Source organism: Streptomyces sp. I05A-00742 (genome assembly GCF_013055795.1).
Lineage (GTDB): Bacteria > Actinomycetota > Actinomycetes > Streptomycetales > Streptomycetaceae > Streptomyces.
Genome location: NZ_JABETO010000048.1, coordinates 1 through 26,101 on the forward strand (window position 1 = coordinate 1; position 26,101 = coordinate 26,101).

Sequence of the window (26,101 nt, forward strand, 5' to 3'; positions counted from 1 at the left end):
GCCCGTGGACGGGGTTGTTTTATAGTCTGGCGTTGACTTTTGGCACGCTGTTGAGTTCTCAAGGAACGGACGCTTCCTTCGTACTCACCCTCTCGGGCTTTCCTCCGGGCGCTTCCCTCCGGTATTTCGTGTTCCGACTCTATCAGATCCTTTTCCGTGCCGTTCCCGGCCCGGATTTAAGATCCGATTTCCCGTCGGAGGGGATGTCCACTACGTTAGCGGAATTTCCCGCCGGCTCCCAATCGAGCCGTGAAGTCTTCATTTCGGCACGCAAAAGCGCAGCGAAACAAGACCCCGTCGGGGATCCCTCGTCGTAGTGGTTGTGCCGCCCACCGGTACAGACGCTCACGGCGCTGCCCGTCTCCAGCGGCTCGGGCTACGTTAGGCGCTCGCGCTCCGGGAGTCAAGCACCGGTCTCCGACCGGTCTCGGGCGGTTGCCGCCAACCGGTCAAGCGCCGCTGGTCGTGCGGGTCTTGCCGCGGTTGCGGGGGACGTGGGCCCGGTAGGGGCTGACCGTCGGGTCGCCGTCGGCCCAGAACCGCCAGGGGTGCAGGGCGCCCTCGCCGCCGACGCCCGTGCGGGGGCCGTTGCGGATGTGGTCTGCCGGGACGGGGGTGCCTTCGAGGACGGACAGGGGTGCGCTCGGGCCGGCGCAGAGGTCGCTGCCGTTCAGGCTGCGGTCGACGTCGAGGGCGGTGGCGAGGCGGGCCGGGCCCTGGGCGAGGTCGCGGTCGTTGCGCGACTTCGGGCGGCGGGCGCGGGCCAGGTCGTGGCCGGTGAGTACTTCGCCGGCCCGCAGCAGGACACCGCTCGCCATGCCCTCCGGACCGCAGACCAGGTTGAGGCTGAACCACATCCCGTAGATGAAGTAGACGTATGCGTGTCCGGGCGGTCCGAACATGGATGCGTTGCGCTCCGTGCGTCCCCGGTAGGCGTGGGAACCGGGGTCCACCTCACCCGCGTACGCCTCGACCTCCGTGATGCGGAGCTCGATCGGCCCGTCGGGGCTCGTGCGGACCAGGGTGCGCCCGAGCAGATCCGGTGCGACCTCCAGCACGGGGCGGTCGAAGAAGGCGCGGGCGAGGGGGGTGCGGTCGTGGTCGGTGGACATGCGGGCCGAGCGTACTGGAACGGGCGGGGACCTGGCGGGGACGGCGGCGCCCCCTCCACTAGGAGGCTCCACGAGGCGTCGCCGGTCAGGCGAGCAGGACCGCCATGGGGTTCTCCCGGTCACGCCAGAAGCCGACCGCGTCGTCGAGGATCGTCCACGCCGTCGCCGCGGTGTCCGGAGCGGCCTTGTGGAAGGCATCCCAGTCCTCCGCGAGGAGCAGGTAGCCGCGGGGCTCTCCGTCCTTGCGCCACCAGGACAGGTCGGTCAGGCAGTCCGCGAGGGCGTCCCAGTTGTGGCCGAACCAGCCGGGGAATCCGAGGTCGGCGGCGCACCGGTCGAGGAAGGACGCCTTGTCGTCGACGTCGCGGAGGCGGAGCCGGGCGGCCCGCCAGCCGGTCCCGGTGGCGAGGGCGGCGGCGTGGGAGGGGGACTCGGTGACGGGCAGGCGGTAGATCCCGGGCGGGACCGTGCCGTCGAGGAGTCCGGGGACGCCGGGGTCGGGCAGTTGACGGGTCGTGCCGGTCATGGTTGCACCACCGCTTCGAAGGTCTTGTAGTGGTCGCCGGTGTAGTAGCGCTCGGAGTGGCTGCCGGTGATGATGCGGCGGGCACCGCGGTTCTGCGCCCCGGGGGTGGGGACGGTGTACTCGTGGTAGTACCCGCGCGGCTGCTTGGGCAGCCGGTTCTCGTAGTTGCCGAAGACGGTGCCGTCCTTGGCGTACGGGAACGGTCCTCCCTTCGCGATGAGTTCGAGGGTGCGCCGGGCCTCGGGAGGGAGTCTGTCCGGAGTGACGGTCTTCATGCCCTTGGCCCAGGCGGGGGTGGGGCCGGTGCCCCGGGTTCCACCGCCGGCGGAACCCGGGGCCGTCGACGCCTTTCCGGACGAGCCGTGGCCGCCGGACGAACAGGCGGGGAGGAGGAACAGGGGCAGGGCGGTGAGGAGGACGGTCAGGGTGCGCAGGGCACGGCCGGCCGGTCGTCGTCCGCATCGTCGGGACACCTGTGGGAACACACGTCGAAGCACACGTCTTATGGTCTCAGCCCCGGCCGTCCTCGCCTCGTTAGGCTGGCATTTCACGTGTCCGCGCGTTTCTGGAGGTGTCACCGTGTCATCCGTGTCCGATGAGCAGGGCCGTCCGCCGCTGCCCCACGATTTCCTGCCGCCCGTCCCCTCGTTCACCGTCGCCAGCGACGACGTGACAGCGAGGGCCCGCCTCGCCGACGCGCAGGCGCTCAGTGGCGCCAATCTCTCCCCCCACCTCCGCTGGGAGGGCTTCCCGGAGGGGACCAAGAGCTTCGCCGTGACGTGCTTCGACCCCGACGCCCCCACGGGCAGCGGCTTCTGGCACTGGGTGCTCTTCGACATCCCGGCGACCGTGACCGAGCTGCCGGGCGGTGCCGGCAGCGGGGCGATGAAGGGGCTGCCCGAGGGGGCCGTGCACGTCCGGAACGACTACGGGACGCGCGACTTCGGCGGTGCCGCGCCGCCGCCCGGGGACGGCCCGCACCGCTACGTCTTCACGGTGTACGCCGTGGACCAGGAGAAGCTGGGCCCGGACGCGGAGGTCTCCCCCGCCGTCGTCGGCTTCAATCTGCGCTTCCACACCCTGGCCCGGGCGCAGCTGGTCGGCGAGTACGAGACGCCCGCGGCCGGCTGACCCGCGGCTCGCCACTGGACCGGTCGCCACCGGACCATTCGCCACCGGTTCGTTCATTGCCGGGCCGTTCCGCCACCGGACCGGCCGGTTCGTCCCGGTCGGCCGGAAATTCCGTTGCGCGGCGGCTTGCGCGGCCCGCACAGTGGTGTGTGCCGACGGCTTCGCATGCGGCCGTCGGGCAGCGGATACCGCAGTGGCGGGGAAGGTCGTGCGCGTTCGCGCCGGCCGTCTGCCGGAGTTCCGGGCGTGGGCCCGGAGCGGCCGCGTCCGCTGCCGTGCGCTCCGGGCCCGCGTTCGACACGGGGGAAGGGCCCGGAGCGTCCCCCGCGTGTCCGGCTCCTGCCCCTTCCTTCCTCCTTTCCTTCAACTCCCCCGGCCTTCCCTCAACTCCCCCGGTGCCCACGGAAATTGCGTTGTCGCTCTTCCGCCCTACCGGCACAGTTGAGCCATCTCCGCCACCGGGGCGGGGGTGACGGCCGGGAGGTGGAACGGAATGCGGGAGACGCTGGTCCTGAACGCGAGCTTCGAGCCGCTGGCGACGGTCTCGCTGCGGCGCGCGGTGGTGCTCGTGCTGCAGGACAAGGCCGTTGTGGAACGGGCCCGCCCCGGTCTGCACCTCCACTCGTCCTCCGTGGAACTACCGGTGCCTCAAGTGATCAGGTTGCGGCGGTACGTACGGGTGCCGTTCCGAAGACGTGCTCCGTGGTCCCGGCGGGGTGTGCTGGTGCGCGACCGCCACCGGTGCGCCTACTGCGGGCGGCGTGCCACGACGGTGGACCACGTGCTGCCCCGTTCCCACGGCGGCGGGAACACATGGCTGAATACCGTCGCCTCCTGCGCGGAGGACAACCACCGCAAGGCGGACCGGACTCCCGAGCAGGCGGGGATGCGGTTGCTGCGGCGTCCGTTCGAGCCCACGCCGTCGGACGCGTTGCTGCTGTCTGTCGGGGCGTACGACGGGGAGCGGCTCCCGGAGTGGCTTGCGGTTCCCGCGGCGTGACGGCCGGGGCGCCCCGGGTTCTGTCCGGGGGCGCCCCTACTGCCGGAGCAGCAGCTGCACGATGGCGACGACGCCGACCGCCACGATGACGCCCCGCAGCATCTGGGGCCGCAGCCGCCGTGCGACGCGTGCGCCCAGCTGGCCCCCGAGCGTCGAGCCGGCGGCGATCAGCAGCACGGCCGTCCAGTCGATGTCGGCGACGCACAGGAAGAACAGCGCGGCTACGCCGTTGACGACGACGGCGAGGGCGTTCTTCAGTCCGTTGATGCGCTGGAGGTCGTCATTGAGCAGTATGCCCATCAGGCTCAGGTAGATGACGCCCTGCGCCGCGCCGAAGTAGCCCCCGTAGACGCTGGCCAGCAGCAGGCCGGTGAAGAGGGCGGCGCCGCCGTCGGCGCGCGGCTCGGTGCCGTTGCGTTCACGGCGCCGGGCGAGGGCGCGGGCCAGCCGGGGCTGGAGGACGACGAGCACCAGGGCGACGCCGATGAGTGCGGGGACGATGGCGTCGAACGCCTTCGACGGGAGGGCGAGCAGCAGAATCGCTCCGGCGAGGCCGCCGATCAGCGCGGCGATGCCGAAGCGGACGATTCTGGCGCGCTGGTCGCGCAGTTCGCGGCGGTAGCCGATGACGCCGCTGAGGTTTCCGGTGATGAGGCCGAGGGTGTTCGAGACGTTGGCGGTGACCGGGGGCAGTCCGGTGGCGAGCAGCACCGGGAAGGTGAACAGGGTGCCGGAGCCCACGATGACATTGATGGTGCCGGCACCTATGCCGGCCGCGAAGACCGCGAGTGCTTCCCAGATGGACAAGGCCATCTCCTTAGATCGGTAGACGCCTCCCCGCCGTGAGAGGTCGGGGTGCCGTACCGATCATGCACGAGACAGGCCGGTAAATCGATCACACAGTAGGAGAGTTGGGGCACGTCGGGCCCGGCGGCCGACCGGGCCGGGCGTCAGGCACTCGGTCGCCCGGTCGCTCAGTCGATCGGCGGCCGTTCGCGGCGCGGGCTCTCCTTGGCGGCCTTGCCGCCTCCGCCGCCCATGGGGCCGAAGTTGCCGACGGCTCCGCTGAGGCCCTTGAGGGCGTCGCCGATCTCGCTGGGCACGATCCAGAGCTTGTTGGCGTCGCCCTCGGCGATCTTCGGAAGCATCTGGAGGTACTGGTAGGAGAGCAGCTTCTCGTCGGGGTCGCCGGCGTGGATGGACTCGAAGACCGTACGGATGGCCTGGGCCTCGCCCTCGGCGCGGAGCGCGGCGGCCTTCGCCTCACCTTCGGCGCGGAGGATCGCGGACTGCTTCTCGCCCTCGGCGGTGAGGATCTGCGACTGGCGGATGCCCTCGGCGGTGAGGATCGCGGCGCGCTTGTCACGGTCGGCGCGCATCTGCTTCTCCATTGAGTCCTGGATGGAGGTGGGCGGTTCGATGGCCTTGAGCTCGACGCGGTTGACGCGGATGCCCCATTTGCCGGTCGCCTCGTCGAGGACGCCGCGCAGGGCCGCGTTGATCTCCTCGCGGGAGGTGAGGGTCCGCTCCAGGTCCATGCCACCGATGATGTTGCGGAGGGTGGTGACGGTGAGCTGCTCGATGGCCTGGATGAAGCTGGACACCTCGTAGGTCGCGGCCCGCGCGTCGGTCACCTGGTAGTAGATGACGGTGTCGATGTTGACGACGAGGTTGTCCTGGGTGATGACCGGCTGCGGGGGGAACGGCACGACCTGTTCGCGGAGGTCGATGCGGTTGCGGATGGAGTCGATGAACGGGACGACGATGTTGAGGCCGGCGTTGAGCGTGCGGGTGTACCGGCCGAAGCGCTCGACGATGGCGGCGCTCGCCTGTGGGATGACCTGCACTGTCTTCATGAGGGCGATGAAGACGAGCACCACCAGGATGATCAGGACGATGATGATCGCCATCGTGGCTCCTCGTGCCTTTGTCGTGGGTCGGGTTCGTCGATCGTGATGAGGGAGTCTGTCAGAACCGGCGGTGCCGTGCAGGTGCCGGACCGGGATCGGTCACTTCCCCGCCCCCTCCCTTCCCTCCGCACGGCGTCTCACATCACCTCACATCACCACCGCCGTCGCCCCGTCGATCTCGACGACGTCCACCTGCTGCCCCACCTCGAAGCTGCGCTCGCCGTCCAGGGAGCGCGCCGACCAGATCTCGCCCCCGAGCTTGATGCGGCCGCCCCTGCCGTCCACCCGTTCCAGGACGACGGCCTGTCGTCCCTTCAGGGCGTCCACCCCGGACCGCAGTTCGGGGCGGCCGGCGCGCTGCCGGTTGGCGATCGGCCGCACCACGGCGATCAGGGCGACGGAGACAACGGCGAAGACGATGAACTGGGTCACCGTGCCGCCCCCGAGGGCATCGGTGACGGAAGCGGCGACGGCCCCTATCGCCAGCATGCCGAACTCCGGCATCGCGGTGACGACCAGGGGAATGCCCAGCCCGACGGCGGCCACGAGCCACCACGCCCATGTGTTCACATGGTCATGGTAGGCGCGCGGACGGTGTCACCGACAGGGCTCCTCGGTACCCCGGGAGGGCTTCCGGGGGCTCAGGAGAGCGGCAGGCCGTGGGCGGTCCAGCGGTCGCCGCGGCTCTCGACGACCAGCGGGAGCCCGAAGCACTTCGAGAGGTTGCGGGAGGTGAGTTCGAGCTCGATGGGGCCGGCGGCGAGCACCTTGCCCTGACGGATCATCAGGACGTGGGTGAAGCCGGGGGCGATCTCCTCGACATGGTGGGTGACCATGATCATGGAGGGTGCGAGGGGGTCGCGGGCGAGCCGGCCGAGCCGGCGCACCAGGTCCTCGCGGCCGCCGAGGTCGAGGCCCGCGGCGGGCTCGTCCAGCATCAGCAGCTCGGGGTCGATCATCATCGCGCGGGCGATGAGGGTGCGCTTGCGCTCGCCCTCGGAGAGGGTGCCGAACTTGCGGTCCAGGTACTCGGTCATGCCCAGCACGTCGAGGAAGGCGCGGGCCCGCTGCTCGTCCACGGACTCGTAGTTCTCGTGCCAGGTGGCCGTCATCCCGTAGGCGGCGGTGAGCACCGTCTGCAGGACGGTCTGGCTGCGCGGCAGCTTGTCGGCGAGGCCGATGCCGGCGATGCCGATGCGCGGGCGCAGCTCGAAGACGTCCACGGAGCCGAGCTTCTCGCCGAGGATGCGCGCCGTGCCCTTGGTCGGGAACAGGTAGCTGGATGCGACATTGAGGAGGGTGGTCTTGCCCGCGCCGTTGGGGCCGAGGATGACCCAGCGCTCCCCCTCCTTGACCGACCAGGAGACCTGGTCCACCAGAGCCCGGCCCTCGCGGACCACGGATACGTCCACCAGTTCCAGCACATCGCTCATGAGCGCGTTGTCTCCCATTGCAGTTCGTCGTCGCTGGCGCCTGTCGGCGCAGCCCCCGAGGAAAACCTACGCCACCGGCCGTCATCGGCAGTCCCTAGGCTGGTTCCCATGCTCGATGAACATCGTTCGGGGCGGCTCACAGCGTGGGGAAACGCCCTTCTTGCCGGTTATGTCTCACCCGATGACGCCGCGCATCACATCACCGGGGACGACGCGGTGCACCGGGTGACCGGACTGCCGGGCGAGTCCGGTCCGGTGGGCCTGACCCTCGCCCTGGGCCGGCTGCGCGCGCTGGGGGCCACCGGACTGCGGCTGGCCCTGCCCGTGCCCGGCCATCCCCTGGGCCTGACCGGGCCGCCGGAGTTCAACGCCCTTGCCCTGGAGGCGGAGGAGGCGGTCATCGCCCCGGAGGCGGGTCTTGGGCTGGTGCCCGAGGTCCGCGCCGCCGGGTCCGGGCCCGACGCGGCCGACATCCATGTGGAGGTCGTCTGGCGCTGCTCGCCGGTGCGGGACGCGCCGCCCGCCGACGTGCCGTCGCTCGGGGAGGCCGAGCGGGAGCTGGCCGAGGCGCTGCGCGAGGCGACCGCGGTGCTGACCCGGCTCGACGTGGCGGGATCGGGCCCGGTGGCCCGGGCCGCGCTGGAGGCCTACCGGGCGCGGGCCGGACGGGGCCGCGAGATCCTGGCGCCCGGATACCCGCCGCGCGCGGCGCGGGTGCTGGAGCTCGCCCAGCGGGTGGGCGCGCTGGTCGCCCTCGCGTACGGCACGGGGGACGGCGGAAGTCATGAGCACGGCGGTGCGGTGAGCGCGTCCGGGATCGCGGCCCGGGCGGCGGCGCTGCGTCCGGTGGAGCGGACGGCCCGGCGGGCCCAGGTGGCCGCGTACAACGCCCCGGTGGAGCGCCGGGAGCGGGACAGGCCGTAGGGCCCGGTTCCCGGCCCCGGACAGGGGGAGGCCCCGCGAGCCATGTGGTTCGCGGGGCCCTCCGGAGCGTCACTTGACGACGCAGACGTTCCCGAACGTCGGGTTCAGGAGCCCGATCAGGATGTCGATCGTGTTGCCGCACAGGTTGATCGGGACGTCCAGGGGAACCTGGATGACGTTGCCCGAGATGACGCCGGGCGAGCCCTTGGCGACGCCGTGGGCGGTGGCACCATCGTGAGCGACTGCGGTGCCGACAGAAGCGCCGGCGGCCACGCCTGCGGCGGCCAGAACGAGGGCGGCCTTTTTGGCACGGTTCATGGGTGTCTTCCTTTGCTGGTGACCTCGCGGCCCCGGTGACGGAGTCGCGCCCTGATGAACGCCACCACCCTGCCGACGGCACGGCCGACCGCAGAGTTTGCCCTCATTCGGACGATTGATCACCCTCGGAAGTCGGCCCCGCGGGGGCGGGGCCGACCGACCGTCCGGGTGAGCGTCGACGGATCGTCAGTCGTTGACGCAGAGGTTGCCGTGCGCCGGGTTCAGCAGGCCGACCACGTTGACCGTGTTGCCGCACAGGTTGGCGCCGACGGTGACGGGCACCTGGACGACGTTGCCGGAGACGACGCCGGGGTTGTTCTTGGAGATGGCGCCGGCGGCGGGCGCACCCCCGTGGGCGGAAGCGATGCCGGCACCGGCGAGGGCGAGACCGCCGGCCGCGATCGTGACGGCAGCGGCCTTCTTCATGTTCTTCACTTCTTCTTCTGACCTTCCTGGAACGTTGCCACGGCCAGCCGCCGCGGTTACGTCATCAAGAACGGGCCACCGCCGATCCGGTTTCTGGGACACACCGACAATCACACGACCGCATGAATCAACGGTCGGAATGAAACGCTCCGGTGACGGGGCCCGCAGCCGCCGGTCAGTCGCCGATGCCGTGCCGTACCGCCCACAGGGCCGCCTGTGTGCGGTCGGCGAGGTCGAGCTTCATCAGGATGTTGGAGACGTGCGTCTTGACGGTCTTCTCCGACAGCACGAGCGCCCGCGCGATCTCCCGGTTGGACCGGCCGTCGGCGATCAGGGCGAGCACCTCCCGCTCCCGCTCGGTCAGCGCGTTGCCCCTGCCCTGGGTGCCGCCGGTGTCGTCCTGCGTCAGCAGGGCGCCCGCCACCTCGGGCTGGAGCAGCACATGCCCGGCGTGCACGGACCGGATGGCACCGGCGAGCGCCTCGGGGTCCACGTCCTTGTACACATAGCCCGCGGCGCCGGCCTTCAGGGCCGGGATCACCGTGCGCTGCTCGGTGAAGCTGGTGACCACCAGCACCCGGGCGGGGCTGTCCAGGGCGCGCAGTCTGCGCAGCGCCTCGATGCCGTCCATGCCGGGCATCTTCACGTCCATGAGGATCACGTCGGGGCTGAGCTCCTCGGCCCGCGCCACGCCCTCGGCGCCGTCGGCGGCCTCCCCGACCACCTCGATGTCGTCCTGGACCTCCAGGAAGGTGCGCAGCCCCTTGCGGACCACCTGGTGGTCGTCCACCAGCAGCACCCGGATCGTCCGCCCGTCGCTCACGCCCTGCCGTTTCCCTTCGGTCCGCACTTCAGCCACCGGGCACCTCCATCTCGATCGCGGTGCCCTCGCCGGGCTCCGAGACAACTTTCAGCCTGCCGCCGACCCCGTTCGCCCGGTCCCGCATGGAGACCAGGCCCAGATGCCGGCCCGCGCGACGGACCGCGGAGGGGTCGAATCCGCTTCCGTCGTCGGCCACCCGCAGCACGGCGCCCTGCCCCCGGCGGCAGAGGGCGACGTCGACGTGCTCCGCGCCGGAGTGGCGCAGGGCGTTGTGCAGGGCCTCCTGGGCGACGCGCAGCAGCGCCTCCTCCTGGGCGGCCGGGAGGGCGCGCATGCCCTGCGAGGCGAAGGAGACGCGCGCGGCGTGGGCCCGGTCGAGCACCTTGATCTGGGTGCGCAGGGTGGCGACGAGGCCGTCCTCGTCCAGGCCGGCGGGGCGCAGCTCGACGACGGCGGCGCGCAGCTCGTCGGTGGCCTCGGCGGCGAGCAGGGCGACCTGGTGCAGCTCCTCCTTGGCGCGGGCCGGGTCGCGGTCCACCAGGGCCGTGGCGGCCTGGGCGGTGAGACGCAGGGAGAAGAGCTTCTGCGCCACGGCGTCGTGCAGCTCGTGGGCGAGGCGGGCGCGCTCCCCGGCGATGGTCAGCTCACGGCTGCGCTCGTAGAGACGGGCGTTGGTCAGCGCGATGGCCGCGTGCTGGGCGAGGACCGAGAGGAGCTCCTCGTCCTCCTCGGTGAAGGCGCAGCCTCCCGTCGGGGCCGTCTGCCCGTCGGTCCCCCGGTGCGCCTTGTTGGCGAGGAAGAGGACGCCCAGGTTCTCGTCGCCGTCGGCGATCGGCATGCCGATGAAGTCGGACATCTCGGGGTGGGCGGAGGGCCAGCCGCCGAAGCGCGGGTCCGCGCGGACGTCGGGCAGGCGCTGCGGCGCCTTCTCCTGGAGCATCGCCGCGAGGATGCCGTGCTGGCGGGGCAGCGGCCCGATGGCCTTCCACTCCTCGTCGCTGACGCCGTCGACGACGAACTGGGCGAACCCTCCGTGGTCGTCGGGGACCCCGAGGGCGGCGTACTCGGCGCCGAGCAGTTCGCGGGCGGAGACGACGATGGTCTTGAGGACGTCGCGGACTTCGAGATGTCTGCTCATCGCGAGGATCGCGGTGCTCACGGCGGGCAGGCCGGAGCGTGGGCCTTGGCTCATGCGTTCACGGTACCCAGCGGTGATCCGCCGCGGATCGGCCCGGCGGCGGCGGACGGTTGGGTCCCGGGCCCTAGGCCGGAGGGCCCTGCCGCCGCCAGACTCGGGGCATGTCGTCACTTACGCAGTGGACACCCACCCATGGCGAGCCCTACCGGCCGGTCCCCTACCGGCCGGGGCGGATGCCCGCCGACGAGTCGCTCGCCCGCGCCGCCGAGCTCCGGCAGCGCATGGCGGGCCGAAGGACCGTGCGCCAGTTCTCCGCCGATCCGGTGCCGGAGCAGGTGGTGCGGGACGCGATCGCGTGCGCGGCCACGGCGCCGTCCGGGGCGCACCAGCAGCCGTGGACGTTCGTCCTGGTCAAGGACCCGGAGGTGCGGAGAGGGATCCGGGAGGCGGCCGAGGAGGAGGAGCGCGTCTCGTACGCCGGGCGGCTCGGTGAGGAGTGGCTGGCGGCGCTGCGGCCGCTGGGCACGGACGAGGTGAAGCCGCACCTGACGGACGCGCCGGCGCTGATCGTGGTCTTCCAGCAGCGCTACTGGCTGGGCGAGGACGGGGTGCGGCGCAAGCACTACTACGTGGACGAGTCGGTCGGCATCGCGGTCGGGATGCTGCTGTCGGCCCTGCATCTGTCGGGGCTGGCCGCGCTGGTGCACACGCCCAGTCCGATGCGGTTCCTGGCGGAGGCGCTGGGGCGGCCGGTGAACGAGAAGGCCTTCGCGGTGATCCCGGTGGGGTATCCGGCGGACGACTGCCGGGTTCCCGACCTGGTGCGCAAGAGCCTGGAGCAGGTTCTGGTCGAGGTCTGAGCGGAGGCCGCGGGGGCTCTCCCCGAAAACCGCGTACACAGGGTGCGGTGGTGGTCACACCGGGTGTGATGGGGCGCTGCTCGGTGTGACGCCGCGCATAGGACGCACATCACCTACGACACTCGGTAGTAAGGGGGTAAAACCGCCGTAAAGGCGGGGCTGAGCGGGTGCGGGGCGCGAGTCGTGGGTCGGTTCCGGGACGGCCGACAACGAAGTCGGATAGTACGTCACACCTTTGCCACAGCTTTTTGCAGCCGCTAACAATTGCCCAGTCGCAGGGCGCCGTAGATCGAGAAACGGCGCTTCATCCGCGCCGATCCGGCCACTGCGACTCACGCGATTGGAAGAGGTTCAGCTCAGTCATGCGCTCCACCATCTCCGGCTATAGCCGTCTCACCAAGGTCCACAAGTTCTCCGCGGCGGGCATCGCCGCGGCCGGTGTGGCGGCGCTCGCGCTCGCCGTCGTCCCCGGCGGTTCCGCCGAGGGTGAGCAGCAGGCGGTCGGCGTGAAGCCCGTCGCGTGGAACGCCACGGCGTTCGGTACCGAGGGCCAGCGCGAAGAGCTCGTGAAGCAGTCGGACGCCGCCGCCGGCCAGGCCCGTGCGGAGGCGGAGGCCAAGAAGAAGGCCGCCGCCGAGGCGAAGGCCAAGGCGGACAAGGAGCGCGCCGACAAGGAGGCCGCGAGCCGTTCCGCCGAGCGCCAGCCGGTCAAGGCCGCGCCCGCCGCGCCGGCCGCGCCCGCCGCCCCGGCCCCGAAGACCTACGCGAACAACCTCGACGGCTGGATCCGCGAGGCCCTGGACGTCATGAAGGCCAAGGGCATCCCGGGCAGCTACGACGGCATCTACCGCAACATCATGCGGGAGTCGACCGGCAACCCGCAGGCCATCAACAACTGGGACTCGAACGCCGTCGCGGGCACCCCCTCCAAGGGCCTGCTCCAGGTGATCGACCCGACCTTCAAGGCGTACCACGTCGAGGGCACCTCCTGGGACATCTACGACCCGGTCGCCAACATCACCGCCGCCTGCAACTACGCGGCCGCGGTCTACGGCTCCATGGACAACGTCAACTCGGCCTACTGATCCGAGCGGCACGTCCGAAGAAAAGGGCGGTGACATCCGGTTCCCCGGGTGTCACCGCCCTTTTTGCTGCCGCAATTCCCCGCGATTTCCCGCGGCTTCCTGCGCCTTCCCTGAGTTCTACTTCCGCATGACCTCGGGCTCGTGCCGGCGCAGCAGCCGGGCCACGACGAATCCGCATACGACACCGAGGGCGAGGAGGACGAACAGGTCGATGCCCCACTGGGAGACGGAGTGCTCCCAGAGCGGGTCGAGGTTGGTCGGGTTGTGCTTGTCGAACGGCGCCATGAGGTGCGAGAGGTCCAGCGTGGCGCCGGCGGCGCCGATGGCCCAGCGGGAGGGCATCAGCCAGGCGACCTGCTCGACGCCCGGTGCGTCGTAGACCTTGAACATGATGCCGGTGAAGACGACCTGGACGATCGCGAACATCACCAGCAGCGGCATGGTCTTCTCCGCGGTCTTCACCAGGGAGGAGATCACCAGGCCGATCATCATGGATGTGAAGCCGAGACCGATGATCACCAGGCAGAGCTCGGCGGCCGGGAGCGCCTTGAGGATCAGGCCCTCCTCCGGCAGCTTCCGGACGGAGAAGCCGATGGCGCAGATGATCACGCCCTGCACCGCGGTGATCGCGCCGAGGACGATGACCTTCGACATCAGATAGGCGGAGCGGGAGAGGCCGACCGCGCGCTCCCGTTCGTAGATCACCCGTTCCTTGATCAACTCACGGACGGAGTTGGCTGCTCCGGAGAAGCACATGCCGACCGCGAGGATCAGCATGATCGTGCCGGCGTCCTGGTTGTGGCCCTTGGGCGGTGCCGAGAGCCCGAAGTCGGACGGGATCACACAGCTCACGCCGCCGAGGACGGCGGGCAGGATGAGCATCAGCCCCATGAAGCCGCGGTCCGAGGCGATCACCGAGACATAGCGGCGCATCAGCGTCCACAGCTGGGAGACCCAGCTCTGGGCGATGGGCGGCCGGACCATCTGCGGCTGGACGTGCACGGACTGCGGTGCGACGGCGTCGATGTCCGCGGCGTACATCTGGTAGTGCTGCGAGCCCTTCCAGCGGCCCGCCCAGTCGTAGTCGCGGTAGTTCTCGAAGGCGGAGAAGACGTCCGCCCAGGTGTCGTACCCGAAGAAGTTGAGCGCCTCCTCGGGCGGACCGAAGTAGGCGACCGAGCCGCCGGGCGCCATGACGAGCAGCTTGTCGCAGAGCGCCAGCTCGGCGACGGAGTGCGTGACGACCAGGACGGTACGGCCGTCGTCGGCGAGGCCGCGCAGCAGCTGCATCACATCGCGGTCCATGCCCGGGTCGAGGCCGGAGGTGGGCTCGTCCAGGAAGATCAGCGACGGCTTGGTCAGCAGCTCCAGGGCGACGGAGACGCGCTTGCGCTGACCGCCGGAGAGCGAGGTGACCTTCTTGTCCTTGTGGACGTCGAGCTTCAGCTCGCGCAGCACCTCCTCGATCCGGGCCTCGCGCTCGGCGGGCGCGGTGTCACCGGGGAAGCGCAGCTTGGCGGCGTAGCGGAGCGCCTTCCGGACGGTGAGCTCCTTGTGCAGGATGTCGTCCTGCGGGACCAGACCGATGCGCTGGCGCAGCTCGGCGAACTGCTTGTAGAGGTTCCGGTTGTCGTAGAGGACGTCGCCCTGGTTGGCCGGCCGGTAGCCGGTCAGCGCCTTGAGCAGGGTGGACTTGCCGGAGCCGGACGGGCCGATGACCGCGATCAGCGACTTCTCGGGGACACCGAAGGAGACGTCCTTGAGGATCTGCTTGCCGCCGTCGACCGTGACCGTGAGGTGGCGGGCGGAGAAGGAGACCTCGCCGGTGTCGACGAACTCCTCCAGCCGGTCACCGACCAGCCGGAAGGTGGAGTGACCGACACCGACGATGTCCTGGGGGCCGATGATCTGCTGGCGGACCGGCTGGCCGTTGACGTAGGTGCCGTTGTGGCTGCCCAGGTCGACGATCTCGAAGCGGCCGTCGGGGGTGGCCCGGAACTCGGCGTGGTGGCGGGAGACCTGGAGGTCGGCGACGACCAGCTCGTTCTCCAGGGCACGACCGATGCGCATGACCCGGTTCTGCGCCAGCTGGTGGAAGGTCGTCGGGCTGCGGTCGCCGTAGACGGGCGGGGCGCCGGCGGCGGCGCCCTGGGGCGGCCGGCCCTGCTCCGGCGAGGACGCCTGGTGCGGGATGTGCGGCTGGGCCTGCTGGGGCTGCTGTCCCTGCTGCCAGGCCGCCTGTCCGCCCTGCGGCTGCTGCCAGCCGCCCTGGGGCTGCTGGTACGGCTGCTGGTACTGCTGGGGCACCCCCTGCGGAGGCTGCTGCCACGGGTCCGGCTGCTGGGGCGCCGGGGCGGCCTGGCCCGGCTGACCCGCCAACGCGGTCTGCGCGCTGTACAGGTCGGCGGCCGGTGTCGCGGCCCCGACGTTCAGCCGCGGGCCGTCCGTCGCGTTGCCCAGGTGCACGACCGAGCCGGGGGCGATCTCCAGCTGGTGGATCCGCTGCCCCTGCGCATAGGTGCCGTTGGTACTGCCCTGGTCCTCGATCACCCAACTGCGCCCGCCCCAGCGGACGATGGCGTGCCGCCATGAGACCCGGGCGTCCTCCAGCACCATGTCGCCCTGCGGATCGCGTCCGAGGGTGTACGACCGGGACGGGTCCAGCGTCCAGGTCTGTCCATTCAATTCCAGTACGAGTTCAGGCACTCCATGCCCCACTACTTGTCCCCCGATGTACCCCCTGCACAGGGAGTCTAGGGATGGCGAACATCGGGAGGAACTATTTCAGGCGCAGTCCCCCGATCGAAAGTCGGGGATTGACGCCCCCCGCTTTCCGGGCGCCGTTGACGGGCCGGAAACACCACCGGAGAGTGGTAATCACCCACGGCCGGGCGGGAGTCACACGGATCCGGGACCGGGGAGGGGCGAAGGTACGGACCGGGGGGCCGTGATGACCATCACCAGTGACCGGCGCCCGGCCCGCGGCGTGCGCTTGATCATCATCGCGGTGGCGGGAGTGAGCTGGGCCTTCCTCGCCATGGCCGGGGTGGCGGCGCTCGGGCTGCATCTGCTGGGCGCGGACGCGGCGGGATCGCTCGGGCCGATGACGGCCGCCGTGACCGTTCTCGCGGTCGGCGGGTCCGTCGCTCCGTCGGGGGCGATGGAAGCGTTCGGGCTCAAGGGCGCCGGGGCGCACACCACCATCGACATCATGCCCCTGGGGGTGAGCCTCGTCGGGGCCCTGGTGCTCGGCCGGTCCTTCGCCCGGTCGCTGCGGACGGGCGGACTGACGGTGCGCGGCCGTGAACTCGCCGTGCGGGCGGGCGCGGTGGCCGCGGTCTTCCTGCTGCTGCTCGGCGGGCTCGCCTGGGCGGGCTCCTCGACCATCACCTTCGAGGGTGAGGGCCTCGGCCTCGGGGGCGCGGGAGGCGACGGTCCGAAGCTGGAGATCCCGGGCATCGGGGACATCGGCGGCGCCCTTCCCGACCGGCTGGCCGGCCTGGCCCGCGCCAAGGCCGACGTGGGCTTCTCCGTGCGGAGCGGGCCCTCGCTGCTGGGCGGCGCGGTCTGGGTGGCGCTCGTCCTGCTGATCACCGTGCTCGTCGCCCGCCGCACCCCGCTGCCGCGCGGCGCCGGCGCCCTGCACCGGTGGGTGCGTCCGGCGGCCTCCGCGCTGTGCGGCGTCCTCGTGCTGGCCGTCGCGGCGGGCTGGGCCGCGGCGCTGGTCGCGGCGGCCGGCGACGACCACCCGAAACGGGTGGCCGGGGCCACCCTGCTCGGGGCGCCCAACGGGGTCTGGCTGGGCCTGCCCCTCGGCCTCTTCGTCCCCTGGCACGGCCGGGCGGACGGAAGCCTGCTCCAGGTGCTGCCGGATCCGCTCGACGAGCTGCTGGGCGGGGGCGCCGACCGGTCGGTCACCGTGGGCCGCCTCGCGGAGCTCGACAGCCGGGTGTGGCTGCTGCCGGTGGCCTGCGCGCTGGCGGTGCTGCTGGCCGGGGTGCTCACGGCGGTCCGGACGCCCCGGGGGGCGCGGAGCGCCGTGGGATACGCCGGGCGGTGCGGCCTGGCGCTGGGGGCGGTCATGGCCGTGGCGCTGCCGCTGCTGGTCCTGGGGACCCGGGTGAGCGCGGACGCGAGCCTGTCCGTGCTCGGCGTCGACGCCGCCGGGGCCGGGCTCGACCTGCGCGGGAACGGGGTGCTCGCGGGGGTGCTGGGAGCGGTGTGGGGCCTGGTGGCCGGAGTGGTGGGCGGGCTGCTCGCCTGCGCCACGGGTGCCGCGGGGCGGCGGGCCGCGCCGTACGCGCGCGCCTCCGGCGGGCCCGGCCGGGGACCGGGGCCGTCGTCCGGTGGGGTGCCCGGGGAACTGGCCGGTGAGATGCCGGGGAAGGCGCCCGGGGAGGTACCCGGTGAGGTGCCCGGTCCGCACCGGCCGTCCCCCGGCTACCGTCCGTCCCACGACGAGACCAATCCGTACCTGCGCCCGGAGCCCGGCCGGCGGCCCGGACCGCGGCCCGCTCCCCCGCCGGACCGGCCGTCGGGTCGCCCGTCCGGGTCGTACGGGGCTCCGCCCCCTCCCCCGCCGCCTCCGCCGCCGGCACCCCGGCGGGGGTTGCCGGGGCCGGACGGGCGGCCGCCGCGCCGGTAGCCGCGCGGTGAACAGTGCCGCCGGTGTCCGCCTCCCCCTGCGGCCGTCACGCGGGCACCGGATACGGTAGAAGGACCATGAGCGCACCGCTGACCCCGCCTGCCACCGCTGTCGTCGGTGATGATGCCCCCACTCTCCTCGTCAAGATCTTCGGAAAGGACCGGCCGGGCATCACCGCCGGGCTCTTCGACACGCTCGCCGCCTACGCGGTCGACGTCGTGGACATCGAACAGGTCGTCACGCGAGGCCGGATAACGCTGTGCGCGCTGGTCACCGCGCCCACCGGGGGCGCCCCGGCCGAGGGCGGACTGCGCGCGACGGTGCACAGCTGGGCCGAGTCCATGCACCTCCAGACCGAGATCATCTCGGGCCGGGGCGACAACAGGCCGCGTGGTACGGGCCGTTCCCACGTCACGGTGCTGGGCCACCCGCTCACCGCGGAGTCCACCGCCGCCATCGCGGCCCGGATCACCGGCACGGGCGGCAACATCGACCGTATCTTCCGGCTCGCCAAGTACCCCGTGACGGCGGTGGAGTTCGCGGTCTCCGGCGCCGGGACGGAGGCGCTCCGCACGGCGCTGGCCACCGAGGCGGCGAAGCTCGGGGTCGATGTGGCCGTCGTGGCGGCCGGGTTGCAGCGGCGGGCGCAGCGCCTGGTCGTGATGGACGTCGACTCGACGCTGATCCAGGACGAGGTCATCGAGCTGTTCGCGGCCCACGCGGGGTGCGAGGCCGAGGTCGCCGAGGTGACCGCCCGGGCGATGCGCGGCGAGCTGGACTTCGAACAGTCGCTGCACGCACGGGTCGCGCTGCTGGAGGGGCTGCCCGAGTCGGTGGTCGACAAGGTACGCGCCGAGGTGCGGCTCACGCCGGGGGCCCGGACCCTGATCCGTACCCTGAAGCAGCTGGGCTTCCAGGTGGGCGTGGTGTCCGGGGGATTCACCCAGGTCACGGACGACCTGCGGGAGCGGCTGGGGCTGGACTTCGCCTCGGCCAACACCCTGGAGATCGTGGACGGCAGGCTGACCGGCCGCGTCACCGGCGAGATCGTGGACCGGGCGGGCAAGGCGCGGCTGCTGCGCCGGTTCGCCGCCGAGGCCGGGGTGCCGCTGGCGCAGACGGTGGCCGTCGGCGACGGCGCGAACGACCTCGACATGCTCAACGCGGCCGGGCTGGGCGTGGCGTTCAACGCCAAGCCGGTGGTGCGGGAGGCCGCGCACACGGCGGTGAACGTGCCATTCCTGGACACGGTGCTGTACCTGCTCGGCGTCACCCGGGAAGAGGTGGAGGCGGCGAACACGCACGAGTGAGAGCGGGACGCAGGACACCCCGGATCCTCCTGTGCTCCTCCGCCGCGGGTGTCACCCCCGGATCGGCACTCCCACGCCGGATCGGCACGCCCACGCCGCTCCCGAGCGGCCGCTCCCGAGGACCACGGCTCCCGGTCTCCCCGGCGCTCCCCGTACGGAGCCGTCCCGGACGGACCGGCCTTCCCGGACCGCGCCCGGCCCGCGCCCGTCCGGTGGCCTCAGGCGTGCGGAGTCCAGAAGGCGACCAGCCGGCCGACCCCGTGCTCGACGCTCTTCCACGAACCGGTGAAGGCGATCACCGCGATACCGGAGGTGGGGAATCCCGAGCGGTTCATCCGCGGCATCAGGTCACCGTCGGCATCGCCGGACAGCGCGTCCGCCAGTCCGTGGATGCCCGGGTTGTGCCCCACCAGGAGGAGGTCGGCCACCTCGTCGGAGGTCTCGTTGATCACGGCGATCAGCTCACCGAGCGAGGCCTCGTAGATCCGGTCCTCGTAGACCGTCCGGGGGCGCTGGGGGAGCTCGGGGACGGCGAGCTTCCAGGTTTCGCGGGTCCGGGCCGCGGTCGAGCACAGGGCCAGATCGGGGACGATGCCCGAACCGGCGAGCCAGCGGCCTGCGACGGGAGCGTCCTTGCGGCCGCGGTCGGCGAGCGGACGCTCGTGGTCGTCGACGTCGGACCATTCGGCCTTGGCGTGGCGGAAGAGGACGATCCTGCGGGTCATGTCGGCGCTCATGCCGTCCAGCTTCGCATGAAACCAGCCGCGAGGCGCGGGGTGTTGGGAGGCTTGCCCTCCTCGGGGTAACGCCTCACGGTATCCAGTGGTCCAGCGTGCGCCGGGCGAGGCGGACGACCTGGGCGACGGGCCCCGCGCCCTCGGCCCGGACACTCTCCGCCGACGGCGCCGCGGAGACCTCGGCGGACGCGGGAGTCGCGGACGCCGGGGTCGCGGACGCCGACGGGGCCGGGGCGCCCAGCAGGACGAAGAGAGCGGTGAAGGCCAGTGCGGGCAGCGCCACGGCCCACCACGGCAGGCGGGTCTGCGCGGTGCCTGGGGTGCGGGTGTGCCTGCCGGCGAGCATGAGTTCTCCTCCGAAGGTCCGGTGCACCGCTGCGTCGCGGTGTACTACGAATCTACGGAGCGGGACCGCCGCGTCCCATCCGGGAAGCCACCCACTCTTCCCGGACGTGGACCCCCTAGGGGACAGGGGGGCCAGCACCACCATCGCCCGGGTGAGGCCCCGACGGTGACGCGACGAAATACGGCGAAATGTGCTGAGCACATCGCATGCTTCGGAACACGGAGCCGACGGCGACGACAGCCGGAGTCGCCGGAGTTCCGGGCGGTCAGCCCGCGGCGATGGTCGCGATGATGCCGATGACGACGGTGATGCCGAGCATCACACCGAGGATGGTCAGGAAAGTCTTCTGACCGTTCTGGGGATTGGGTTCGAGGACGGGCATGGGAACAGTGTCCCAGTCCCCGCCCCCGGCCGGTCACCGGGGTCGGAACTCGTCCTCGACGCACCGGTCGCGCCCGGCCAGCACACCGGCGACGGCCTGCGGCACCATCAGCGCGGCCAGCAGGGCGATCGGCAGGCCCCAGCCGCCGGTCTGCTGGTAGAGCCGGCCGACCAGCAGTGGCCCGGGGATGGAGATGAGGTAGCCGACGCTCTGTGCGAAGGCGGACAGCCGGACGACCCCCGCCCCGGTCCGCGCCCGCATCCCGATCATGGTCAGGGCCAGTGGGAAGGAGCTGTTGGCGATGCCGAGCAGCACCGCCCACGCCCAGGAGCCGCCGACCGGCGCGAGCCACAGCCCGGCATACCCGGCGAGACCGCAGGCGACAAGGGCCAGGGCCAGGACGCCCTGATGCCGCAGCCGGGCCGCGAGGCGGGGCAGCAGGAAGGAGAAGGGGACGCCCATCAGCATCGTCACAGCCGCCAGCAGCCCGGCGGTCGAGGCCGAGACCCCCGCGTCACGGAAGATCTGGGGCATCCAGCCCATGGTGATGTACGCGCCCGTGGCCTGGAGTCCGAAGAAGACGGCCAGCGCCCAGGCGGTGGGGCTGCTGGTGATGCGCGGGGCGGGCACACCGGAGGCGCCCGGCCCGCCGGCCGCGTCGGAGCCGGACGCCTCCGGTGTGCCCGCCCCGGGTCCCCCGGAAGCGCCCTCGCCCCGTTCGCCCGGCCGGCGGGAGATGGCCCACCAGGGCAGCGCGGCGGCGAGGGCGAGCAGGGCCCACACCGCGAGGCCCGGGCGCCAGCCGCCGCCCAGCGCGTCGGTCAGCGGCACCGTGCTGGCCACGGTGGCGGCCGCGCCACCCGTCAGGGCCATGGAGTACAGACCGGTCATCGGGCCGACCCGGTCGGGGAACCACCGCTTGACCACGACGGGCATCAGCACGTTGCCCACCGCGATACCGGCCAGGGCGAGCGCGCTGAGCAGCAGGAATCCCGCGGTGCCACCGATGAAGGGACGCAGTGCCAGGCCGGTGGCGATGGCTGCGAGGCCGGCGCAGACGATGGTGGCGGGTCCCCAGCGACGGGCGAGCCGGGGCGCGGCGGGGCCGAGGAGCGCGAAGCAGAGAGAGGGTATGGAGGTGAGCAGTCCGGCGACGGTGCCGTTCATGCCGAGGCCGTCGCGCACCTCCTCCATGAGGGAGCCGAGACTGGTGACGGCCGGCCGGAGGTTGAGGGCCGCCAGGACCAGGCCGACGGCCAGGGCCCGCCGCCGCCAGGGCGATCCGGACCGTCCCGGGACCTCTGCCACCACATGCTGGGGGGCCGGGCCGGACGTCGCTGTGGTGGTGGGCTCCTCGCCTGCTGCACCCGTCATAGAGGCAATCATATAATCATGGGATGAATGGAGCGCCATGCCACTGACCTCGCCCCGCAAGGCCCCGCTGGTCGATCAGGTGATCACCCAGCTGCGGACGCAGATCACCTCCGGCGAGTGGCCGGTCGGCTCCCGCATCCCCACCGAGCCCGAACTCGTCGAGCGGCTGGGCGTCGCCCGCAACACCGTCCGCGAGGCGGTGCGCGCCCTCGCGCACAACGGGCTGCTCGCGATCCGGCAGGGCTCCGGCACCTATGTCGTCGCCACCAGCGAGCTGGCCGGTGTGATGAGCCGGCGCTTCGCCCGGGCCGATCCGCTGCACGTGGCGGAGTTGCGCAGCGCCCTGGAGACCAAGGCCGCGGCCCTGGCGGCGGAGCGGCGCACGGACCAGGACCTGGCCCAGCTGGACCTCCTGCTGGAACGGCGCGCGGAGGCGTGGCGGTCGGGTGAGCTGGAGCGCTTCGTCGAGGCCGACGCGACGTTCCACACCGCGGTCGTCGCCGCCGCGCACAACGAGGTGCTGGCCGCGCTCTACGCCGATCTCGGCTTCGTGGTACGGGAGTTCCTGAGGGCGGACGTCGGGGCCGAGCCCAGGCCCCGGGCGCTGACGGACCACGGCAGGCTGGTGGCGGCCATCCGGGCGGGCGACGCCGCGGCCGCCGCGGCGGAGGCGAGCGCGCACCCCTACGTGCTCCGGGAGGAGGACACCGGGGAAGTCGGGGGGATCCCGGAAGGGGAGCCGGGCGGTCAGTCGGGGGTGTGACTGACCCACGCCTCCCGTATGCGCAGCCAGCAGCGCTGGGTGAGGGTGACGTGGCGGGTGGGACCGACGGCGACCGGTGCCGTGTCCATGGCCGGGTCCCACCAGCGGGCGCATCGCAGGTGCAGCTGGACGCGGTCGGGGGCCGCGTTGCCGTTGTAGCAGTCGGCGGTGGCGCGCGAGCCGCGGATCCGGGTGTGGCACTCCGCCTCGGGGCGGGCCGCGGGACCCGGACCGGCCACGGAGTCCGCACCGGCCGCGGAGCCGGGACCGGAGGGCGCCGGGCGCGGGTGCGCGGCGAGCGGGAGCGGCGCGGAGGGGCCCGCGAGCGCCGCCGCGGTCAGCAGCAGGGCGGCGGCCCGTGCGACGGGGCGGCTCCGGGCGGGAAACGCCGCGCGGATGCGGGAAGCGCGTATCACGGCCGTACCTCCTCCCCGGCCTGCCCCCGCGTGCTCATGGGGGCGGCCCGGTCCTCCCAGTGTGCGGGCGAACGGTCCGGTTCTCGACTCGGGAGGGGTTCGGGAGCGGTACGGACACGGCCGGGGGCCGCGGCCGGTCCCGTGGGGGGACCGGCCGCGGCCCCCGGCCGTGGACAGCGGTGCGGGCGTCAGGCGCCCATCATGTGCACACCGCCGTCGACGTGCACGATCTCGCCCGTGGTGCGCGGGAAGAAGTCCGACAGCATGCCGACGACACCGCGGCCGGCCGGCTCCGGGTCGGCCAGGTCCCAGCCGATCGGGGCGCGGTGGTTCCACACGTCCGCAAGCGACTCGAAGCCCGGGATGGACTTGGCGGCCATCGACTTGATCGGGCCGGCCGAGACCAGGTTGCAGCGGATCCCCTTGGGACCCAGGTCACGCGCGAGGTAGCGGTTGGTGCTCTCCAGGGCCGCCTTGGCCACGCCCATCCAGTCGTACTTCGGCCACGCGATCTGCGCGTCGAAGGTCAGGCCGACGATCGAGCTGCCGGCCGGCATCAGCGGCAGCAGGGCCATGGCCAGCGACTTGTAGGAGTACGCCGAGACCTGGACGGCCGTGGAGACGTCCTCCCAGGTGGCGTCGAGGAAGTTGAAGGCGCCCTGCGGCCCGAAGGCGATGGAGTGCACGATGCCGTCGAGGGGCACGTCGTCCCCGAGGTGCTCGCGCACCTTGTCCGCGAGACCGTCCAGGTGCTCCTGGTTGGTGACGTCGAGCTCGATCACCGGGGCGGGCTTCGGGAGCCGCTTGGCGATGCGCTCGACCAGGGAGAGCCGGCCGAACCCGGTCAGGACGACCTCGGCGCCCTCGTTCTGGGCCACCTTGGCGGCCTGGAAGGCGATCGACTGCTCGGTGAGGACACCCGTGACCAGGATGCGCTTGCCTGCGAGGATTCCACTCATGGCGATCAGTGACCCATGCCCAATCCGCCGTCGACAGGAATGACGGCTCCAGTGATGTACGCGGCCTCGTCGGAGGCGATGAAGCGGACCGAGGCGGCGATCTCCTCGGGCTGCGCGTAGCGGCCCAGCGGGACGTTGGTGACGATTCCCGCGCGCTGCTCGTCGCTGAGCACGCGCGTCATGTCGGTGTCCACAAAGCCGGGCGCGACGACGTTGACGGTGATGTTGCGGGAGCCCAGCTCACGGGCGAGGGAGCGGGCGAAGCCGATGAGTCCGGCCTTGGAGGCGGCGTAGTTCGCCTGCCCGGCCGAGCCCATCAGGCCCACGACGGAGGAGATCAGCACCACGCGGCCCCTGCGGGCGCGGAGCATGCCGCGGGAGGCGCGCTTGACGACGCGGAACGTCCCGGTGAGGTTGGTCTCCAGGACGGTGGAGAAGTCCTCCTCGGACATGCGCAGCAGCAGCTGGTCGCGGGTGACGCCGGCGTTGGCGACCAGCACCTCGACCGCGCCCTGTTTCTCCTCGATCTCCTTGAACGCCTGCTCGACCTGCTCCGGGTCCGTGATGTCGCACTTCACCGCAAGGCCCCCCTGATCCATGAGAGCGGCCGGCGGCTCGCCCGAGCGGTAGGTGACGGCGACCTTGTCCCCCGCGTCGGCGAAGGCACGCGCGATGGCGAGGCCGATGCCCCTGTTTCCTCCGGTGACGAGAACCGAGCGGCTCAAAGGATCACCCTTCCGTTTGCGTATCCATACATGGACGGAGCTGGACTACATGAACGTATCGGTAGAGGTCGCCGGAGAGACAATCGGGCCCTGACAGGCGCCGCGGCCGGTCCCTGTTGGATCTCTACAGATTGCTCGCCTGCCCGGGCCGCTGTGCGGGCATGATGCACGGCGACGACATCCGGGAGGTTCCGTGCCGCATTCCATCGACGCGTCATTTCTCGCACTCCCCCTCCGCCCCCTCGCCGACGCCGCCCTGGCGCGCTCCCGCGCGCTGGGCGCCGACCACGCCGACTTCCGCTTCGAACGCGTGCGGCACGCCTCCTGGCGGCTGCGGGACGCCCGGCTCGCCGGCTCCTCGGACACCACCGATCTGGGCTACGCCGTACGGGTGGTGCACGGCGGCGCCTGGGGGTTCGCCGCCGGCACCGACCTGACGATGGACGCCGCCGCCCGGGTGGCCGGACAGGCCGTCGCGATGGCCCGGCTGGCGGCGAAGGTGACCGCGGCCGCCGGTTCCGACGAGAGGATCGAACTGGCCGACGAGCCGGTGCACGCGGAGCGGACCTGGGTCTCCTCGTACGAGGTGGACCCCTTCGCCGTACCGGCCGGGGAGAAGACCGCCCTGCTGGCCGACTTCAGTCAACGGCTGCTCGCCGCCGACGGGGTGGCGCACGCCGACGCGTCCCTGGTGACCGTGCACGAGAACAAGTTCTACGCGGACACGGCGGGCACGGTCACCACCCAGCAGCGCGTCCGGGTGCACCCCCGGCTGACGGCGGTGGCCGTGGACCCGGCGGGCGGTGTGGAGTCGACGCGCACCCTGGCCCCGCCGGTGGGCAGGGGCTGGGAGTACCTGACCGGCACCGGCTGGGACTGGGACGCGGAACTGGCGGAGATGCCGGAGCTGCTGGCGGCGAAGGTGCGCGCACCGAGCGTCCGGCCCGGCGCGTACGACCTGGTCGTCGACCCGTCCAACCTCTGGCTGACGATCCACGAGTCGATCGGCCACGCCACCGAACTCGACCGCGCGCTCGGCTACGAGGCCGCGTACGCCGGCACCTCGTTCGCCACCCCCGACCTGCTGGGCCAACTCCCCTACGGGTCGCCCCTGATGAACGTCACCGGCGACCGGACCGCCGAACACGGCCTGGCGACCATCGGCTACGACGACGAGGGCGTGGCCGCCCAGTCCTGGGACCTGATCAGGGACGGGGTGCTCACCGGCTACCAGCTCGACCGCCGGATCGCCCGGCTGCACGGCCTGGGCCGGTCCAACGGCTGCGCCTACGCGGACTCGCCGTCCCACGTGCCGGTGCAGCGGATGGCCAACGTCTCACTGCGGCCCGCGGCGGACGGACCGTCGACGGAGGAGCTGATCTCCGGGGTGGACCGCGGCATCTACGTGGTCGGCGACCGGTCGTGGTCGATCGATCAGCAGCGGTACAACTTTCAATTTACGGCGCAGCGCTTCTTCCGGATCGAGCGGGGGCGGCTCGCCGGCCAGCTGCGCGACGTCGCCTACCAGGCCACGACCACCGACTTCTGGGGCTCGATGGCCGCGGTGGGCGGCCCGGGGACGTATGTCCTGGGCGGCGCGTTCAACTGCGGCAAGGCGCAGCCGGGGCAGACCGCGACGGTGTCGCACGGCTGTCCGTCGGCGCTCTTCCGCGGGGTGAACGTGCTCAACACGGTGCGGGAGGCGGGCCGATGAGGGGCGCTCGTTCGCCGTACGGAACCGAGACGACGCCGGAGGGC

At 72.0% G+C, this 26,101-nt stretch carries 29 protein-coding genes; 10 read left to right on the forward strand and 19 right to left on the reverse strand.

All coding sequences use genetic code 11. From position 1 onward, the window contains the following. On the forward strand, positions 1-317 hold a 317-nt coding region (locus HN013_RS32490), incomplete at its 5' end, for a hypothetical protein (RefSeq protein ID WP_212764930.1). A 132-nt stretch (positions 318-449) separates the two neighbouring features. Here HN013_RS32490 and HN013_RS28635 read toward each other — a convergent pair. The 3 genes from HN013_RS28635 to HN013_RS33410 all read right to left on the reverse strand — a co-directional run bounded on the left by HN013_RS28635 (position 450) and on the right by HN013_RS33410 (position 2,111). Further along, positions 450-1,112 carry a DNA-3-methyladenine glycosylase gene (locus tag HN013_RS28635; RefSeq protein WP_171171329.1) on the reverse strand — a complete coding sequence of 221 codons (663 nt, stop codon included), beginning with the start codon at positions 1,110-1,112 and terminating at the stop codon, positions 450-452. Between the two features lie 85 nt (positions 1,113-1,197). Continuing rightward, the gene (locus HN013_RS28640; protein ID WP_171171331.1) at positions 1,198-1,638 is read right to left on the reverse strand and encodes a barstar family protein; all 441 of its coding nucleotides are present in this window, start codon (positions 1,636-1,638) and stop codon (positions 1,198-1,200) included. Then, the gene (locus HN013_RS33410; RefSeq protein ID WP_312018743.1) at positions 1,635-2,111 is read right to left on the reverse strand and encodes a ribonuclease domain-containing protein; all 477 of its coding nucleotides are present in this window, start codon (positions 2,109-2,111) and stop codon (positions 1,635-1,637) included. The genes HN013_RS28640 and HN013_RS33410 overlap by 4 nt, the downstream gene beginning before the upstream one ends. A gap of 115 nt (positions 2,112-2,226) precedes the next feature. Here HN013_RS33410 and HN013_RS28650 point away from each other — a divergent pair, with 115 nt between their 5' ends. Both HN013_RS28650 and HN013_RS28655 read left to right on the forward strand, forming a co-directional pair. Continuing rightward, a complete protein-coding gene (locus tag HN013_RS28650; protein WP_312018744.1) occupies positions 2,227-2,769 on the forward strand; it encodes a YbhB/YbcL family Raf kinase inhibitor-like protein in 543 nt (180 codons plus the stop codon). Between the two features lie 493 nt (positions 2,770-3,262). Further along, positions 3,263-3,769 (forward strand): HNH endonuclease, encoded by a 507-nt coding sequence (locus HN013_RS28655; RefSeq protein ID WP_171171335.1) that lies wholly within the window; start codon positions 3,263-3,265, stop codon positions 3,767-3,769. A gap of 36 nt (positions 3,770-3,805) precedes the next feature. Here the strand turns inward: HN013_RS28655 and HN013_RS28660 are convergent, their stop codons facing one another. The 4 genes from HN013_RS28660 to HN013_RS28675 form a co-directional block, all read right to left on the reverse strand. Then, entirely contained in the window at positions 3,806-4,582 is a 777-nt protein-coding gene (locus tag HN013_RS28660; protein ID WP_171171336.1) for a sulfite exporter TauE/SafE family protein, read from the reverse strand. Positions 4,583-4,743: 161 nt separating this feature from the next. After that, positions 4,744-5,679 (reverse strand): SPFH domain-containing protein, encoded by a 936-nt coding sequence (locus tag HN013_RS28665; protein WP_171171338.1) that lies wholly within the window; start codon positions 5,677-5,679, stop codon positions 4,744-4,746. 147 nt (positions 5,680-5,826) lie between these two features. Beyond that, positions 5,827-6,249 carry an NfeD family protein gene (locus HN013_RS28670; RefSeq protein WP_312018745.1) on the reverse strand — a complete coding sequence of 141 codons (423 nt, stop codon included), beginning with the start codon at positions 6,247-6,249 and terminating at the stop codon, positions 5,827-5,829. A gap of 71 nt (positions 6,250-6,320) precedes the next feature. Further along, the gene (locus HN013_RS28675; RefSeq protein ID WP_171171340.1) at positions 6,321-7,130 is read right to left on the reverse strand and encodes an ABC transporter ATP-binding protein; all 810 of its coding nucleotides are present in this window, start codon (positions 7,128-7,130) and stop codon (positions 6,321-6,323) included. A 90-nt stretch (positions 7,131-7,220) separates the two neighbouring features. Between HN013_RS28675 and HN013_RS28680 the strand changes: the two genes are divergently transcribed. Next, complete coding sequence (locus tag HN013_RS28680; RefSeq protein ID WP_171171342.1) at positions 7,221-8,036, forward strand: hypothetical protein; 816 nt, start codon at positions 7,221-7,223, stop codon at positions 8,034-8,036. Between the two features lie 69 nt (positions 8,037-8,105). On the opposite strand, the gene HN013_RS28685 is transcribed toward HN013_RS28680, so the two are convergent. The 4 genes from HN013_RS28685 to HN013_RS28700 all read right to left on the reverse strand — a co-directional run bounded on the left by HN013_RS28685 (position 8,106) and on the right by HN013_RS28700 (position 10,795). Continuing rightward, complete coding sequence (locus HN013_RS28685) at positions 8,106-8,354, reverse strand: chaplin (RefSeq protein WP_171171344.1); 249 nt, start codon at positions 8,352-8,354, stop codon at positions 8,106-8,108. A 186-nt stretch (positions 8,355-8,540) separates the two neighbouring features. Beyond that, positions 8,541-8,789, reverse strand: a complete 249-nt coding sequence (locus HN013_RS28690; protein ID WP_171171346.1) for a chaplin — start codon at positions 8,787-8,789, stop codon at positions 8,541-8,543. Positions 8,790-8,955: 166 nt separating this feature from the next. After that, positions 8,956-9,639: a response regulator gene (locus HN013_RS28695; RefSeq protein ID WP_398980928.1), complete on the reverse strand. Its 684-nt coding sequence runs from the start codon at positions 9,637-9,639 to the stop codon at positions 8,956-8,958. After that, positions 9,632-10,795, reverse strand: coding sequence for a GAF domain-containing sensor histidine kinase (locus HN013_RS28700; RefSeq protein ID WP_171171348.1), 1,164 nt, complete (start codon positions 10,793-10,795; stop codon positions 9,632-9,634). Before HN013_RS28700 ends, HN013_RS28695 begins: the two co-directional genes overlap by 8 nt. Positions 10,796-10,902: 107 nt before the next feature. Here HN013_RS28700 and HN013_RS28705 point away from each other — a divergent pair, with 107 nt between their 5' ends. Next, on the forward strand, positions 10,903-11,601 hold the full coding sequence (locus HN013_RS28705) for a nitroreductase family protein (RefSeq protein WP_171171350.1): 699 nt from the start codon (positions 10,903-10,905) through the stop codon (positions 11,599-11,601). Between the two features lie 362 nt (positions 11,602-11,963). Beyond that, positions 11,964-12,686 carry a transglycosylase SLT domain-containing protein gene (locus HN013_RS28710; protein ID WP_171171360.1) on the forward strand — a complete coding sequence of 241 codons (723 nt, stop codon included), beginning with the start codon at positions 11,964-11,966 and terminating at the stop codon, positions 12,684-12,686. Between the two features lie 117 nt (positions 12,687-12,803). Here HN013_RS28710 and HN013_RS28715 read toward each other — a convergent pair whose 3' ends face one another. Beyond that, positions 12,804-15,404, reverse strand: coding sequence for an FHA domain-containing protein (locus HN013_RS28715; RefSeq protein WP_171171361.1), 2,601 nt, complete (start codon positions 15,402-15,404; stop codon positions 12,804-12,806). 232 nt (positions 15,405-15,636) lie between these two features. Here HN013_RS28715 and HN013_RS28720 point away from each other — a divergent pair, with 232 nt between their 5' ends. Together HN013_RS28720 and serB are read left to right on the forward strand one after the other, a co-directional pair. Then, the gene (locus HN013_RS28720) at positions 15,637-17,331 is read left to right on the forward strand and encodes a streptophobe family protein (RefSeq protein ID WP_171171363.1); all 1,695 of its coding nucleotides are present in this window, start codon (positions 15,637-15,639) and stop codon (positions 17,329-17,331) included. A gap of 77 nt (positions 17,332-17,408) precedes the next feature. After that, positions 17,409-18,641 (forward strand): phosphoserine phosphatase SerB, encoded by a 1,233-nt coding sequence (gene serB / locus HN013_RS28725; RefSeq protein ID WP_171171366.1) that lies wholly within the window; start codon positions 17,409-17,411, stop codon positions 18,639-18,641. A 218-nt stretch (positions 18,642-18,859) separates the two neighbouring features. On the opposite strand, the gene HN013_RS28730 is transcribed toward serB, so the two are convergent. From HN013_RS28730 to HN013_RS28740, 4 genes are all read right to left on the reverse strand, one after another. Further along, positions 18,860-19,378 carry a histidine phosphatase family protein gene (locus tag HN013_RS28730; RefSeq protein WP_171171368.1) on the reverse strand — a complete coding sequence of 173 codons (519 nt, stop codon included), beginning with the start codon at positions 19,376-19,378 and terminating at the stop codon, positions 18,860-18,862. A gap of 73 nt (positions 19,379-19,451) precedes the next feature. Continuing rightward, complete coding sequence (locus tag HN013_RS28735; protein ID WP_171171327.1) at positions 19,452-19,724, reverse strand: hypothetical protein; 273 nt, start codon at positions 19,722-19,724, stop codon at positions 19,452-19,454. Between the two features lie 265 nt (positions 19,725-19,989). Then, entirely contained in the window at positions 19,990-20,106 is a 117-nt protein-coding gene (locus HN013_RS33800) for an SGM_5486 family transporter-associated protein (RefSeq protein WP_283247723.1), read from the reverse strand. A 33-nt stretch (positions 20,107-20,139) separates the two neighbouring features. Beyond that, the gene (locus tag HN013_RS28740) at positions 20,140-21,480 is read right to left on the reverse strand and encodes an MFS transporter (RefSeq protein ID WP_171171370.1); all 1,341 of its coding nucleotides are present in this window, start codon (positions 21,478-21,480) and stop codon (positions 20,140-20,142) included. 37 nt (positions 21,481-21,517) lie between these two features. Between HN013_RS28740 and HN013_RS28745 the strand changes: the two genes are divergently transcribed. Then, positions 21,518-22,243, forward strand: coding sequence for a FadR/GntR family transcriptional regulator (locus HN013_RS28745; RefSeq protein WP_171171372.1), 726 nt, complete (start codon positions 21,518-21,520; stop codon positions 22,241-22,243). Here HN013_RS28745 and HN013_RS28750 read toward each other — a convergent pair. The 3 genes from HN013_RS28750 to fabG all read right to left on the reverse strand — a co-directional run bounded on the left by HN013_RS28750 (position 22,228) and on the right by fabG (position 24,343). Then, a complete protein-coding gene (locus HN013_RS28750) occupies positions 22,228-22,659 on the reverse strand; it encodes a hypothetical protein (RefSeq protein WP_312018746.1) in 432 nt (143 codons plus the stop codon). The two genes, HN013_RS28745 and HN013_RS28750, sit on opposite strands and share 16 nt — an antisense overlap. Before the next feature lie 188 nt (positions 22,660-22,847). Next, positions 22,848-23,618, reverse strand: coding sequence for an enoyl-ACP reductase FabI (gene fabI / locus HN013_RS28755; protein ID WP_171171374.1), 771 nt, complete (start codon positions 23,616-23,618; stop codon positions 22,848-22,850). 5 nt (positions 23,619-23,623) lie between these two features. Further along, a complete protein-coding gene (fabG, locus tag HN013_RS28760; RefSeq protein ID WP_171171376.1) occupies positions 23,624-24,343 on the reverse strand; it encodes a 3-oxoacyl-[acyl-carrier-protein] reductase in 720 nt (239 codons plus the stop codon). Between the two features lie 193 nt (positions 24,344-24,536). On the opposite strand from fabG, the gene HN013_RS28765 reads away from it, so the two are divergent. After that, positions 24,537-26,057, forward strand: a complete 1,521-nt coding sequence (locus HN013_RS28765; protein WP_171171378.1) for a TldD/PmbA family protein — start codon at positions 24,537-24,539, stop codon at positions 26,055-26,057. Positions 26,058-26,101: the final 44 nt, after the last annotated feature.